Here is a 14,675-nt window from a genome sequence, read left to right as displayed (position 1 = left end):
TAGGCCTAGGCACTACCTTCGGTTTTTTCTTCAACCCAGCTTCCCCACTGTGCACCGTTTCGCCGTTTTGCTTTTCTTGCTCAGTTGCGCCGCCGCCCTCCAGGGGCAGAGCGCAACCCTCCGCAGCCTGGCCAGCGAGTTTTGCGCCTGCATGGAGGAGATCGGCAAGGAGCAACCCCTGCGCCGTTCCTTGCGCTGCCAGGACCGCCTCTTACAAACCAACCAGCAACGCATCGCTACCGAACTGGGGCTCGACCTTTCCATTTCCGACGAGCGCGAGCAATTTCTGGAGCTGCTCATCGACGTCCTCGTCGTCCAATGCCCCCTCCTGCAAACCCTCAGCGTGACCCCGGCCGAGCGGGATTTGCGCTGGTCCGACATCCCCCCCGTCAAGATCGCACCCCCGCGCTACCGCAGCGACAAAATGCCGCCACCGCCCGTTCCGGACTTTACCGTCGGCGAGGTGCCCGACACCTGGCGGGCCCGGGGCAGCATCACCGGCCGGCCCACCGCCGATCGCCTGCAACTGCGGTTGGAAGACGGCCACCTCTTACGCTTCATCGTCAACGGTGCCATTTTGCGCGAACGCAGGTGGAAAGATGGGGACAAAGTAGCGGTGGACTACCGCCGCGAATGGCACAAGGACGGCGGGGAAATCGTCAATTTCCTCCTCGCCATCACCTTGGAAGAGTAAGGTCAAGAAAGTCACCAAGCAGCTACTTACCCCGCCCGAACGTTTCCTTTTTTGTGGTCTTCGGGATTGCTTTAACTTTCCCCCGTTTACCCTCCCTCATTGCTTCGGCAACCGACCATGCTGCACCGCTATTTGCTTCTGCTGGCCACCGTTTTGACCCTGCACCCCGCCTTGCCCGGCCAGCGCTGGACGGCCGCCGCCATCGAAACGGCCAGCCAGCAACAATTGGCCCTGGCCCTGGCGGAACTCCGCGAATTCGTGGCCCTGCCCAATGACGGCAAGATCGCCGAACAACGCGCTGCCAACGGGGCCTGGTTCGTCAACGCCCTCGAACGCCGCCAGCTGCGCGCCCAGACCCTGGTCGTTAATTCCATCCCTTTCGTCTTCGCCGAGCAGGTCTACCACCCCGGCGCACCCACCGTCCTGTTCTACTGCCAGCTCGACGGGCAGCCCGCCGACCCACAGGCCTGGGACCAGGCCGATCCCTTCCAAGTCACCCTGAAAGCGCCCGGACCCGACGGCAGCTGGACCACCCTCGACTGGAGCCACCTCGCCACCGGCTACGCCCCCGAGTGGCGGCTCTTCGGGCGCAGTACTTCCGATTCTAAGGGGCCGGCGCTGGCCCTTTTGCACGCCCTCGATGTCCTGTTGGCCGCCGGCGAAACACCCCGCTTCAACGTCAGGATCATCGGCGATTTACAGGAAGAAATCAGCAGCCCCGAACTGCCCTCCCTCGTGGCGGAGTACCCGGACCTGCTGGCCGCGGCCTACCTCGTGGTGATGGATGGCACCCGCCACGTCTCCAATCTGCCCACCCTGACCTTCGGCGCCCGCGGCATCGCTACGGCCAACCTCCGCGTCTTCGGCCCGGCCCAGCCTATGCACAGCGGGCAGTACGGCAACTTCGTCCCCAACCCCGTCTTCCGCCTCAGCAAACTCATCGCCGGGATGAAAGACGACGATGGGCGCGTCCTCATCCCCGGCTGGTATGACGGCATCACCCTTAGCGAAGCCGACAAAGCCCTCCTCAATGCCGTCCCGGAAAACGCCGATAGCATCGCCCGGGCGGTGGGCATTGCCCGGCCGGAAAGGGTGGGGGAAACCTACCAGGAAAGCCTTCAGTATCCTACCCTCAACGTCCGCGGACTCCGGGCCGCCTACGTCGGCAACGCCGCCCGGACGATCATCCCCGACGAAGCCATTGCCATGTTCGACATCCGCCTCGTGCCCGAATCCGACGGCGCACGGCTCCTGGGGCTCCTCGAAGCCTATATCCGCGAGCAGGGCTACCACCTGCTGACCGACGAACCCACGCTCGCCGACCGGCACCAGTACGATAAGCTGGCCCAGTTCAATGGTAAGGTCTCCTACGCCGCCTACCGCACGGAGCTGGCCAGCCCCATCGGCAACTGGCTGCGCGCGGCGTCGGTACGGACCTTCGGCGCGGAGCCCGTCCTGATGCGCACCACGGGTGGCTCCCAGCCCATTGCACCCTTCATCCAGGCCCTCGGATTGCCCGCCGTTTCAGTCCGCATCCCCAACCCCGATAACAACATCCACGCGCCGAACGAAAACCTCCGCCTGGGCAACTTCCTGGAGGGCATCCGTACCTGCCTGGGCATCCTCACCGAGCCCGTAAATTGAAGTAGTCATCCGGGCCCCGGGAAGAGAAAAAGCAAAAATCAACTTTCCCCCGTGCGTTCCGGTTTTACCTAACAAATCAAAGGGGGCAAAAACATACCCAAGCTGCCCCGAGCTACCTTTAGCTTATCTTCTATGCTGAAAGTCGTCAATACGCTGTTTCGCACCTACATCAGTCGCTACCGCCGCGAGCTGCACCAGCATTACGACGACCCCATCACCTTTCAACGGGAGTTGCTGGCCCACATCCTGCTTACCAACAGGAATACCGCCTTTGGCCGGGAGTACAACTTCCACAGCCTCGTCAAGGCACCCCAGGAATACGCAGAGCGCGTACCCGTACACCCCTACGAAGCGCACCTGCCCTACCTCAACCGCATCATCAACGGCGAGCGACGCATTCTCAGTGAGGAAGACCCCGACTGGATCGCCACCACCAGTGGCACCACCGGCGCGACGAAATACCTGCCCATCTCCAACAATGCCATCAGCGACATTCACCTGAAGGGCAGCTGGATGAGCCTGGCCTGCGTGTACGAGAAAGACGAAGACGCCCAGGTTTTCAGCTCCAAAAACCTGCTCATTGGTGGCGCTTTCAAGGGCTTGCACCCGGTGGCCGGCCTGCCACAGGGGGATATCTCGGCCATCATCATTCAGTCCATCCCCCGCATCATGCGCTCGTTTTACATCCCCGACGTCGACCTGGCCACGGCGGTGAATTACGAGGAAAAAATCGAGAAAATCGCCCAGCTGGCGGCCCGGGAAAGGGGCATTACCACCCTGGGCGGCGTACCTACCTGGAACTTACCGCTCTACCGCCGCATCCTGGAAATTACCGGTGCCAGCAACCTACTGGAAATCTGGCCGGAAGCACGGATATTCAAGCACGGTGGCGTGAATTTCACGCCCTACCGCGAACAGTTTCAGCGCCTTTTTCCGCGCGAAGACTTCATCTTTCAGGAGATCTACAATGCCACCGAAGGCTTTTTCGGGGTGCAGGACCGCGACGATTTACGGACCATGCTCCTGCTCCTCAATACGGGCACCTACTACGAATTTGTCCGTTGGCAAGACTACCAGTCTGGCCACCTGCACGCCGTCCCCTTGGAGGCCGTCCATACCTCGGAAACTTACGTGATGCTCATCACCACCCTGGCGGGCCTCTACCGCTACCCCATGGGCGATTTGATCGAGTTTACGGAGACCAACCCCTACCGCATCAAAATCCTGGGCCGGACCCAGGAGTACGTCAACGCCTTCGGTGAAGACCTGCTCCGCTCGGAGGCGGAAGGGGCGCTGATGGAGGCCTGCCTGCACGGCGGAGCAGTGGTGCGGGAGTTCACCGTAGCCCCGGAGTATTTGGCGTTGGACCGTCGCGGCCGCCACCACTGGGTGATTGAGTTTGAGCAGGCTCCGTCCGATCTGGAGCGCTTTAATCGCCTGCTGGACGAAGCTTTGCAGAACGCCAATTATAACTACGCCGCCAAGCGCAGCAATAACTTTGCCATTGATCGTCATGCGCTCACGGTCGTGCCGGCGGGCTTTTTCCGCGCCTGGATGAAGTCGCGCGACAAAATGGGCGGGCAGCACAAGGTACCCCGCCTGGCCAATCACCGCCGTTTCCTGGAAGACATTCTGGCCAGGGTAGGGGAGTAATGGGGCGCTGCCGCAGGTGCCAGGAACGCCTTTGGGAGCGGGGGATGTCTTGCCCTTGCTTCTTGTCCCTTCCCCTGCACCTGCGTCCGCGCCCGAATGATGATGACGGTCCGCCGGAAAACTTTTGCCCTGGCCAATGCTAGCAATCTCCGACGCAAGATTCTACCTTCGTCCCCATGCCCAACCAAACTACCCACCACCTGCTGATGATCCGGCCACGGAACTTCGCCATCGGCAGCAACAGTCACGCCGACAATGCCTTTCAGGCCATCCCCAAACCCGGGGACCAGGAGGCCATCGTTGCCGCCGCCATCGAAGAATTTGACCATTACGTGGCCACGCTGCGGCAGGCGGGTCTCACCATTACCGTGGTGGAGGACCTGCCCAGCCCCGTGCTCCCCGATTCGGTTTTTCCGAACAACTGGTTTACCACCCACGACGATGGGCTGGTAGTGACCTACCCGATGCACTACCCCAAGCGGCGGCTGGAACGGCGCCAGGATGTCCTTGACCTGCTCGACGCCGACCATTTCATCGACCGCAGCCTGTCTTTGGAACACTGGGAAGACAGTGGGCTCATTCTGGAGGGGACGGGCAGTCTGGTGCTCGACCGCGCCAACCGCATCGCCTACTGCAGTTTCTCCGACCGGGCCCACCCGCAGGCGCTGCACGATTGGTGCGACGCGATGCACTACCGCCCGCTGTCTTTTCACGCCTACGACCGCCACGGACAGGCCATTTACCACACCAACGTAATTCTGGCGGTGGGCAATACGGCCGCTCTGCTCGGCATCGACTGTATTACCGACCCCGCCGAGCAAGCCAAGGTAGTGGAAAGCCTGGCCATGACGGGCAAGGAAATCATCCCCCTGAGCCACGAGCAAATTGAGCACTTCTGCGGCAACGCCCTGGAGGTAGCCACCCCCGCTGGACCCGCCTGGGTGATGTCATCCCAGGCATTCCACGCGCTGGAACCCGAGCAGGTGGCGGCCCTCGGTGCCCCCATCGTTCACGCTCCGCTCGACGTCATCGAGAAATACGGGGGCGGCAGCGCCCGTTGTATGATTGCGGAGATTTTCCTCCAGCCGAAATAAACGTGAGGTTGAGGCCTTGCAATAGTCAAAACCAATTGGTCTTCAATAGCCTTTAGAAGGGAGTGCGGTAGTTTTGTAGTACTGTAGTTCTTTAGTTCTGTAGTTCTGTAGTGGGGAATGGTTCCACTAACAAACTACTGAACTAACAACCTGAAAACCAGCGAATAGCCAGGTTGCGTACCCCCCCAGCCTGACCTTAAATCAGACGCTTTCCATCCATTAAAACCAAATTCAGCCATGCCCAGCTACCAGCACCTCCTCGTTGAAGAAAACAACGGCATCCTCTACGTCACCATCAACCGTCCCCAGGCCCTCAATGCCCTCAACCAAGCCACGATGGGGGAAATCGAAGCCTTGTTTGGCCACGATTACGCCGGGCGCAAAGACCTCAAGGGGGTATTGCTGACGGGGGCGGGCGATCGTGCTTTCGTTGCCGGTGCCGACATCAAAGAATTTCTGGGCGTGGCCGCCGAAGGCAGCGGCGAGGCGATGGCTACCCGCGGACAAAACATCTTTTTCACCATTGAGCGCTTCCACCGTCCGGTCATCGCGCTGGTTAATGGCTTCGCCCTCGGCGGCGGTTGCGAGCTGGCGATGGCCTGCCACCTGCGCATTGCCACCGATACCGCCCGCTTCGGGCAGCCGGAGGTGAACCTGGGCATCATCCCCGGCTACGGGGGCACCCAGCGCTTGACCCAGCTCATCGGCAAGGGAAAGGCCATCGAGCTGACCCTGACGGGCAACATGATCGACGCCGCAGAAGCCCACCGCCTGGGCCTGGTCAATTACGTCCTGCCCGCCGCCGAAGCCCGCGCCAAAGCCATTGAACTGCTGGAAACCATTGGGTCGAAAGGCCCCGTGGCCATCGAAGAGTCCATCAAGGCCATCAATGCCTACTACGCGGGTAGCGCTTTCGCGGCGGAAGCTGAGGCCTTTGGACGTGCCTCGGGAACGGAGGATTTCGCCGAAGGCGCCGCCGCATTCGTGGAGAAGAGAGCCGCAAACTTTCGGGGTAAGTAAGTCCGCAGGGGCCAGGTTTCCGGTGGGCGCGGCCGCAGGTGCCGGGAACGTTAGCCCCCCAACCCCCAAAGGGGGAGGAGCAAGGCCAGCCACTACCCGAAACAGCAACGGCTGAGCATCCGCCAGGACGCTCAGCCGTTGCTGTTTCAGGAGGAAAGGGGATTACTCGACCTTTTCCAGTTCTACGTAGAAGGCCAGTTCGCTGCCGCCGGGGATGCTGCCGTCAGGGGTGCCCTGGGCGCCGTAGGCCAGTTCGGCGGGAATGAAGAAGGTCGCTTTGCTGCCCACTTTGAGCAGGTCAATGCCTTCGTCCCATCCCGGAATGACGCGGCCGGTACCGAGCTGGAAGGGGATGCCTTCGCCGCGGCCGAAAGACTGGTCGAAAACAACGCCGGTGCTGACGAGCTGACCGATGTACTGAACGACTACGCCCTTGCCAGGCTCAGCTTCGGCGCCGGTACCCTCTTCGTGGATGACGTACTTAAGGCCACTGGGGGTGGTCTGGACGTTTTCGAGGGTGCCTTCGTTGTAGGCCTTGAGGATGCCGGCGGCAAATTCGGTACGCTCCGCTTCGCGGGCGCGGACGACGGCGCGGACTTCTTCCTTAGCGGCCTCTTCGGCTGCGCTGCGGGCTTCGAATTCTTCCTGGGAGAGGATCTCCGTTACCACTACGCTGTAGAGGATTACGGTGTCGTTTTCCAGTCCGGGGGGCTTGTTGGGGAATTCCGCAATGTTGACGCGAACGACGGCGCTATCGCCGGTGCGCATGTAGCGGATGACGTCTTCTACTGGGCCGATCTGGTCATTGGCTTCGTCGGCGGCCTGCACTACGGGCTGCTCACCGCCACCCTGGCGGGTGCTGAAAAGGATGCTGTCGCCCTCCGTCCGCATGGCGGCGTGGAAGTAGACGAAATCGCCAGTGGCTACGGGGTCACCGCTTCCGCCGTCTTTAAAGAGCTGGTACCGGTTGCCCAGCGGGCTGGTTTCCATTTGGGCACTGCTGCCGCCACAGGCGAAAAGGATGCCACACGCTAAGAGCGCATATACTATTGAACGCATAAACTATTGATTGTTGAATTGGTAATACGCCCGGTCGATTTCGGTGGCGTAGTCGGGTAATAACTTCTTGAATTTGTTGATCGTCGCTCCCAGGGGGGCAAAACTGGCGCCGCCCGCAGCGTTGCGGTGTCCGCCGCCCCGGAAGTGGGCCTTACAAATTTGCTGGACATCCATCTCCCCTTTGGAGCGGATGGAAATCTTAACGATGGTGGGCTGTTCGTGGATGAAGGCCGCAATCATGAGGCCCGGCATCCGGAGAATGTAGTTGACAATGCCTTCGGTGTCGCCGCGCTGGATATCGAAACGCTCGTAGTCCTGCTTGGTCAGCCAGACGATGCCGGTGCGCACTTCGGGGAGGATTTCCATCTGGTTGGCCAGGCAGTGGCCGAGGATGCGCAGTTGCTTTTCGGTGGCGGTGTTCCAGATGTTGTCCTGGATCTTGTAGTCGTCCGTCCCAGCCTCCAGAAGCTTGGCTACGGTGCGAAACAGGGCGGGGGAGGTGGCGTAGCGAAAACCACCTGTGTCGGTTACGATGCCCGTGTAGAGGCAGTCCGCGATGTCTTTGGTGACCCAGCCGGCATGGCCCAGGTCGGAAATGAAGGTGTAGACCATCTCGCAGGTGGAGCTGGCGCTGGGGTCGCTGAACATAAAATCCGCCACTGGCTCGGGGTAGAGGTGGTGGTCGATCATGATGCGGGGCCGCTGGTCTTTATCGAGTCCTTCGCCGACTTTATCGATGCGATCGAAGGAGTTGAAGTCGAGGATAAAGAAGAGGTCAGCGCGGTCGATGGCGCTGCGGGCGGCCTCGGTATCGTCGTCGTAGATGATGATGTCGCTCACCTTGGGGAGGAAGGAAAGAAAGTCGGGGTAATCCGATGGCAGAACGACTTTGACCTGGTGTCCCTGGCTGGCCAGGTAGTGGGAAAGGCCGAGGCTGGAGCCTACGGCGTCGCCATCCGGGTTGCGGTGACTGAAGATCACCACATCCTTGGGCCTGGATAATAGCGCCTTTACTTCCTCGATGCTTGGTTCCATGGCGGGAGGGGTGGCTGAAAAGAGGGGCAAAGGTCGGAAAAACTTAGCAATTCCAACGGCCTCCGAAGAAAATGTAACGAAGGGGCACTACGGGGGGTGGCGGCTGGGGTGGGAAAGACAGGGCGGAGGGCAATTTTGCGGCATTATCAAAGGGATATTTACCTACCTTTGCGGCCCCAAACGAAACTCCAAAAAAAACCATGGCAACCAACCGTACCCTCACCATGATCAAGCCAGATGCCGTTCGTAACGGACACATTGGCGGTATCCTCGAAATGATCAACGCCGCCGGCTTCCGCATCGTGGCAATGAAATACACCAAGCTGAGCCCGGAAAAGGCCGGCGAGTTTTACGCCGTACACGCCGCGCGTCCCTTCTACGGCGAGCTCGTGGAATTCATGAGCGGTGGCCCGATTGTTGCCGCCATCCTGGAAAAGGACAACGCCGTGGAGGAGTTCCGCAAGCTCATCGGTGCGACCAACCCCGCCGACGCCGCCGAGGGTACGATCCGCAAAAAGTACGCTACGAGCATCGGTGAAAACGCTGTGCACGGTTCCGACAGCGATGAGAACGCCGCCATCGAAGGCAGCTTCCACTTCGCCGGAACGGAAATCTTCGCTTAACCAACGCGGCTGGCCGGGCAGCACAGGGAAAGCTTTTTCCGGTGCTGCCCGGCCGCGCTTTTTTGCCCCTGTGCAGACCATTTTACCCGACTTTTCCTCCCTGCGCATCCTCGTGCTGGGCGATGTGATGACCGACCGGTATTTACACGGCTCGGTAGACCGCATTAGTCCGGAGGCCCCCGTGCCGGTAATGCGGCTGGGGCGGGAAGACAGCCGGCTGGGCGGGGCGGCCAACGTAGCCCTCAATTTACTTTCGCTGGGGGCGCAGCCGCTGCTGGCTGGCGTAGTGGGCGCCGACGAAGCGGGTAAGCACTTCCGGCAGTTGCTGGAAGAAAAAAAGCTACCCGATCACCTCGTCATCAGCGACCCCGGGCGCACTACCACCGTGAAAACGCGGCTGGTCTCGGGCGGACAACAACTCCTGCGCGTCGACCGCGAAGACACCCACCCGCTGGCGGCGGAAGTAGAAGCCGCCTTAACCGAAAGCCTGCGCCAACTCAGCGCCCAGGGAGGCTACGATCTCCTGCTTTTGCAGGATTACAACAAAGGCGTACTTACCCCCAGCCTGATCCGTTCGGTCGCCCAGCTGGCCCACGCGGCGGGCATTCCTACCGTAGTAGATCCCAAGGCGCATAATTTCTGGGCCTACCAGGGCGTGAGCCTCTTCAAACCCAACCTTCGCGAAATGCAGCAGCAATGCGACTTTCCCGTGCTGCCGGAACTGGCCAGCCTCGACCGGGCTGCTCAGTACGCCTTCGACCGCCTGGCCTGCGGAGCGGTAATGATTACGCTTAGCGAACACGGCATCTACGTCAACGATGGCACCAGCTCGGCCATTTACCCCACCAGCGCGCAGAGCGTGGCCGACGTCAGTGGGGCGGGGGATACGGTCATCAGCGTGGCCGCCTGCGCTTTGGGAGCGGGTATGTCATTGCCCGATATCGCCCGCCTGGCCAACCTGGCCGGCGCGCAGGTCATTGCCAAAAGTGGGGTAGTGGCCGTCCAGCTGGAAGAATTAACCCGGGCATTTCAGGGCTGATTTCCTTTTTGCGGTGTTAGGTGTTCCGTTGGCAACTGCTTTTCGGCGGACGGCCCGGCATTCCGGCTCTGCGCCGGGCGGAGACAGTTTTTTCGTCCCGGACAGTTTCCCGAGAAAAAAATGTGCACGATAGTAAAACCTAATTTCTTTAAAAGTATTACTATTAAACATTGCCTGTTCTATGACTGACACTCCACTATCGCCCTTGCGGAGATTCCTGCGTTTGCTCCAACCGGACCGACGGGAAATTGGCTACATTTACCTCTACGCCGTGCTGGTGGGTTTGATTGCTTTGGTGGGTCCCTTGGGGGTCCAGGCCATCATCAACCTGATTGCGGGTGGGGAATACAATGCTTCTTTGGTGCTGCTTGTCGTGGTGGTCACTTCGGCAACCATCTTTCTGGGCGTGCTCAAGATTATGCAGTACGTGGTGGCGGAGACCCTGCAACGCCGCTTGTTTGCGCGGGCTTCTTTGGAGTTTGCCTACCGCCTGCCGCGCATCCGTCTGGAGGCTTTGCGCAAAGACTATCCCCCGGAGCTGGTCAACCGCTTCTTCGATACCATTACGGTGCAGAAGGGTTTACCGAAAATCCTGCTGGACTTCAGCGGGGCGGTCATGCAGATTATCTTCGGCCTGGTGCTGGTAGCGCTCTACCATCCGTTCTTTGCCATTTTTGGGGCGGTGCTGGCGGTGTTGCTGACCCTCCTGGTCTGGATTGCTGCGCCCCGGGGCATGCGCACCAGCCTCCAGGAAAGCAAGTACAAGTACAAAGTGGCCGGTTGGCTGGAGGACATTGCCCGGGCCAGCAACACCTTTAAGCTGGCCGGGGGCGAGCAACTGTCGTTGCGCCGGACCAACGAATTGCTCGGCGGATACCTGGGAGCCCGGTCTTCCCACTTCCGGGTTTTGCTTTTTCACTACGGTGGACTGGTGGTTTTCCAGGCTTTGATTACGGCCAGCTTCCTCCTGCTTGGCGGTATTCTGGTGATCGAAAACCAGATCAACATCGGGCAATTTGTGGCCGCCGAGATCATCATTCTGCTCATCGTCAGTTCCGCCGAGAAACTGATTTTTACGCTCGACATCGTCTACGACACCCTCACTGGCGTGGAAAAGCTGGCTTCGGTTACGGATTTGCCCCTGGAAAACGGGGGAGATTTGCTCTTCTCTTCCGTAGATACCGGCCGGGGCATGGCCGTTGAGGTAAACGACGTCCACTTCATTTATCCGGAGTCGGGTACGGAAGCCTTGAATGGCATTGACCTGAAACTGGCACCGAACGAAAAGGTATGCATTGCGGGATACAACCGTTCGGGCCGCTCCACGCTGATCAGTCTGCTGGCCGGGATGCGCTTTGACTTTGAAGGGCGACTGACCTTTAACGACGTACCCGTGGGGAACCTGGAACTGAACTCATTGCGTAAAAACATCGGGGACTACAGCCCGGAAGAAAGCATCATCCCGGGCTCACTGACCGACAACATTTGCCTGGGCCACCCCGACGTGAATTTCGAAGACATCCAATGGGCGCTGGGAATCGCCAATCTAAACCACTGGGTTGCTGAGCAACCACATGGCTATTCCACTGAACTGGTGGCCGAAGGGCTGAACGTCCCACGCTCCGTCCGGGTACGCTTGCTCCTGGCGCGGGCCATCATTCGTCGGCCCAGACTTTTGGTTTTGGGCGGCCTGCTGGAACAACTGGAGCCCAGCATCCGTAAAACCATCGTTCAGGAACTGACTTCACCGGCTACTCCCTGGACCCTGGTGCTGGTGAGCAACGACCCTCTGGTAGCCCGGGCGTGCGGGCGGGCGTTGGTCATGCGCCGCGGCCAGATCACCCACGATGGTGCGGCGGAGTTGGTCTTAGCAGATCCGAGTACCCTCGAAGTATGGAACAATGGCGTGGAACGATAAACCGACGCCAGGCCGTCCTTCGCTCCTCGTCTTTGCCATTGCACCTGCGACCGCGCCCAAATAATAAGACCTCAGGGAAACCGACAACAATTTTTCCACCGTTACATTAGCCATTCTAACCATCCCATGCTCAACTTATCTCCCCAAAGGGTACTGGACAATGTAAAGAGCCTGAACCTGACGGCTCTTGAATCGGTAGACCTGCCCACCGGCCAAGGCATGTTCCGGCGCTGGATTCTGGCGGCCATTATCTTTTTTTTCGTTGTTCTGTTCTTACCCTGGACACAAAACTTCCGGGCCAAGGGCACCGTCACCGCCTTTGACCCCGCCAACCGGCCCCAAACGATTCACGCCACCATTCCCGGGCGGGTGGAAGAATGGTTTGTTTTTGAAGGCGACACCATCTCCGCCGGCGATACCATTGCCCGCCTCAGCGAAATCAAGCCCGAGTACCTGGATCCTAACCTGGTAGACCGCACGGCCACCACCCGCGAAGCCAAGTCGAACAGCGCCGAGGGCTACCTGGCCAAAGCCGCTGCGCTCTCCGATCAGATCAACAGCCTCCGCCAGGAGCAGGCCCTGAAACTGAAGCAAAGCATCAATAAGCTCTCCCAAAGCCGCCTCTACGTAGTAACGCTGGAAGCGGAGCTGGCCCAACAGGAAGTAGAAGTGAGCATCGCCGAATACCAACTCCGGCGGGCTGACAGCCTCTACCAAAGCGGCCTGAAACCCCTGACGGACCTGGAAGCCAAGCGCCTGAAGCAACAGGAAGCCCTGGCCAAGCTGACCACCATCAACAACAAGCTCGACCAGGCCCGCACCGAAGTAACCCAAACGGAGCTCGCCATCCAGTCCGTAGGTCCCGAGTACGCCAACAAGCTGGCCAAGGCGGAAAGCGACCGGCAGAGTGCTCTGACGGAATACTACAACGGGGTAGGGGAAGTGGCCAAGCTGGAAAACCAGGAAGCCAACTACCGCATCCGGCGGGGCTACAACTTCATCGTGGCACCGCAGGACGGCATTTTGGCCCGCATCCTCACGCCCGGCCTGGGCGAAACGATCAAGGAAGGGGAGCCCATTGCCAGCATCCTGCCCGCCCGCTTCGAGGCGGCCGTGGAAATGTACGTTGACCCCTTCAACCTGCCGCTCGTTGCGCCGGGCCGGACCGTCCGTTTCCTCTTCGATGGCTGGCCGGCCGTTTTCTTCTCCGGCTGGCCGGGCCTGAGCTACGGGACCTTCGTCGGTGAAGTGGTGGCGATTGACAACATCATCGACGCCAAGGGCCGCTACCGCGTGCTGGTGAAGCCCACCTCCGAAGGCCGCCCCTGGCCCGAAGCCCTGCGGCCCGGCTCCGGGGCGGAGGGGGTAGTGCTACTCGCCAACGTCCCCGTTTGGTACGAACTGTGGCGGCAGCTCAATGCCTTCCCCCCCGATTACTACCAGACCCAACAGGAAAGGAAGGCCGAAGAAGAAAGCGTGAAGCTAAAGGCCCCGGTAAAAGACATCATCAAATGATCCGATTGACGCTGCTGAGTCTGGCCCTGTTGGCCTTCGCTCCACCCGCTGGTGCCCAGGAGGTAATCGGCCTGGAACAGATGCTGGAATGGACGCTGCGGGAACACCCGATTGCCGCGATGGCCGATGCCGTAGAGGCGCGGGGCCCCGCCGAGTTACTGAAAGCCAAAGGGGCTTTTGACCCTAAGCTGGCGGCCGCTTACGACCGTAAAGAGTACCTGGGGACGGAGTACTTCGACTATGGCTCGGCGGGCGTGGAGTGGCAAAGCCCCTACGCCTTGAAACTTGCCGGGGGCTACGAGTTTTCCTCCGGTACCTACCTCAATGACGAGCGGACCGTTCCGGAAGCAGGTCAGGCCTACCTGGCCATTAAACTCCCCCTCCTGCAAGGCCTGCTCACCGACGCGGTGCGCATTGACCGCCGCCTGGGGGACATTGCCGTGGAACGCCAACTGGCCCTGGCCAACATCATCCGCAACGAACTGCGTTACGACCTCTCCCTGCGCTACGCCGAGTGGCGCTACGCCGAGCGCGCCCTGCAGATTGCGCGGGAAACCGAAGAACTCATCCGCATTCGCCTGGACAATACCATCGGCCTGTTTGAGCAGGGCGATAAGCCGGCGGTGGACACGCTCGAGGCCCGCGTTGCCCTTGGCTCCCAGCGCCTTACGGTGGCTGAGCTAAAGGTGGATGCCGACCTGGCCCGCCAGGCCCTGGCCGAACTCTACTGGCCCATGCCCGCAACGGCCCGGCCCGCAACACCCCCCGCTGAATTCACCGTTTTGCCCACCCGGCCCGATTGGGTCAGTGGCCACCCCGATCTGTTGGAGCTGCAATTTACCCTGAGTGGCTACCAGCTGGAGCAGCGCCTGAAGCGCGAGCAGCTTAAGCCGCAGCTGGACGTCAGCTACTACCTGTTGGGCAACGGACTCGACTTGCCCGCTGGCGATGACCAGTTCGGGGGGCCCTTCGACCGGGCCTACAAGCTGGGGGCTACCGCTTCGTACCCCATCTTCAACCGCAAGGCGAACGCGTCGGTACAGCTCGGGCAACTCAAGATTACCGAGGGAGAAGCCAAGCTGGCGGATAAAACCCAGGCCCTGCAATTTAAAGCTGCGGCCTACGCCGACGCCTCCGAAACCTTCCGCCAGCAGTTTACCGACGCGGAAATCCTGGTGACCCAGGCCACCCGCCTGCTGGCCGCCGAACGGGAGTTGTTTTCTCTCGGCGAAAGCACCCAGTTTTTGCTCAACAGCCGGGAACAATCCCTGCAAAAAGCCCTGTTGACGGCCGAAAAAGCACGGTTTTCGCTGCACAAGTCTGTCCTTACCTATCGCTACGTCACGGCAGGCTGGTAGACTCCCCCCCCCGCACGAGACAA

At 60.4% G+C, this 14,675-nt stretch carries 12 protein-coding genes; 10 read left to right on the top strand and 2 right to left on the bottom strand.

Going from position 1 to position 14,675, the window contains the following annotated elements; genetic code table 11:
- The first annotated feature begins 49 nt into the window (after positions 1–49).
- From H9S92_RS05285 to H9S92_RS05265, 5 genes are all read left to right on the top strand, one after another.
- Positions 50–694, top strand: a complete 645-nt coding sequence (locus H9S92_RS05285) for a hypothetical protein (RefSeq protein ID WP_187465665.1) — start codon at positions 50–52, stop codon at positions 692–694.
- A 117-nt stretch (positions 695–811) separates the two neighbouring features.
- A complete protein-coding gene (locus H9S92_RS05280; protein WP_187465664.1) occupies positions 812–2,338 on the top strand; it encodes a M20/M25/M40 family metallo-hydrolase in 1,527 nt (508 codons plus the stop codon).
- Positions 2,339–2,470: 132 nt separating this feature from the next.
- Positions 2,471–3,991, top strand: a complete 1,521-nt coding sequence (locus H9S92_RS05275; RefSeq protein ID WP_187465663.1) for a GH3 family domain-containing protein — start codon at positions 2,471–2,473, stop codon at positions 3,989–3,991.
- A 176-nt stretch (positions 3,992–4,167) separates the two neighbouring features.
- Entirely contained in the window at positions 4,168–5,085 is a 918-nt protein-coding gene (gene ctlX / locus H9S92_RS05270; protein ID WP_187465662.1) for a citrulline utilization hydrolase CtlX, read from the top strand.
- Positions 5,086–5,322: 237 nt separating this feature from the next.
- A complete protein-coding gene (locus H9S92_RS05265; RefSeq protein WP_187465661.1) occupies positions 5,323–6,105 on the top strand; it encodes an enoyl-CoA hydratase/isomerase family protein in 783 nt (260 codons plus the stop codon).
- A gap of 162 nt (positions 6,106–6,267) precedes the next feature.
- On the opposite strand, the gene H9S92_RS05260 is transcribed toward H9S92_RS05265, so the two are convergent.
- Together H9S92_RS05260 and H9S92_RS05255 are read right to left on the bottom strand one after the other, a co-directional pair.
- Positions 6,268–7,164, bottom strand: coding sequence for an FKBP-type peptidyl-prolyl cis-trans isomerase (locus H9S92_RS05260; protein ID WP_187465660.1), 897 nt, complete (start codon positions 7,162–7,164; stop codon positions 6,268–6,270).
- Between the two features lie 3 nt (positions 7,165–7,167).
- The gene (locus tag H9S92_RS05255) at positions 7,168–8,199 is read right to left on the bottom strand and encodes a DHH family phosphoesterase (protein ID WP_187465659.1); all 1,032 of its coding nucleotides are present in this window, start codon (positions 8,197–8,199) and stop codon (positions 7,168–7,170) included.
- Between the two features lie 200 nt (positions 8,200–8,399).
- On the opposite strand from H9S92_RS05255, the gene H9S92_RS05250 reads away from it, so the two are divergent.
- The 5 genes from H9S92_RS05250 to H9S92_RS05230 all read left to right on the top strand — a co-directional run bounded on the left by H9S92_RS05250 (position 8,400) and on the right by H9S92_RS05230 (position 14,652).
- A complete protein-coding gene (locus H9S92_RS05250; RefSeq protein WP_187465658.1) occupies positions 8,400–8,822 on the top strand; it encodes a nucleoside-diphosphate kinase in 423 nt (140 codons plus the stop codon).
- Between the two features lie 70 nt (positions 8,823–8,892).
- Positions 8,893–9,861, top strand: coding sequence for a bifunctional heptose 7-phosphate kinase/heptose 1-phosphate adenyltransferase (locus H9S92_RS05245; RefSeq protein ID WP_290283628.1), 969 nt, complete (start codon positions 8,893–8,895; stop codon positions 9,859–9,861).
- A 181-nt stretch (positions 9,862–10,042) separates the two neighbouring features.
- Positions 10,043–11,779, top strand: coding sequence for a peptidase domain-containing ABC transporter (locus tag H9S92_RS05240; protein WP_187465656.1), 1,737 nt, complete (start codon positions 10,043–10,045; stop codon positions 11,777–11,779).
- A gap of 126 nt (positions 11,780–11,905) precedes the next feature.
- Positions 11,906–13,294, top strand: coding sequence for an HlyD family secretion protein (locus tag H9S92_RS05235; RefSeq protein ID WP_246463664.1), 1,389 nt, complete (start codon positions 11,906–11,908; stop codon positions 13,292–13,294).
- Complete coding sequence (locus H9S92_RS05230; protein ID WP_187465655.1) at positions 13,291–14,652, top strand: TolC family protein; 1,362 nt, start codon at positions 13,291–13,293, stop codon at positions 14,650–14,652. The genes H9S92_RS05235 and H9S92_RS05230 overlap by 4 nt, the downstream gene beginning before the upstream one ends.
- Positions 14,653–14,675 lie beyond the last annotated feature (23 nt).

Source organism: Neolewinella lacunae (assembly GCF_014349155.1).
In the GTDB taxonomy this organism is placed as follows: Bacteria; Bacteroidota; Bacteroidia; order Chitinophagales; family Saprospiraceae; genus Neolewinella; species Neolewinella lacunae.
The sequence above is the reverse complement of the archived record's forward strand: the minus strand, read 5'-3'. Positions and strand labels throughout refer to the sequence as shown.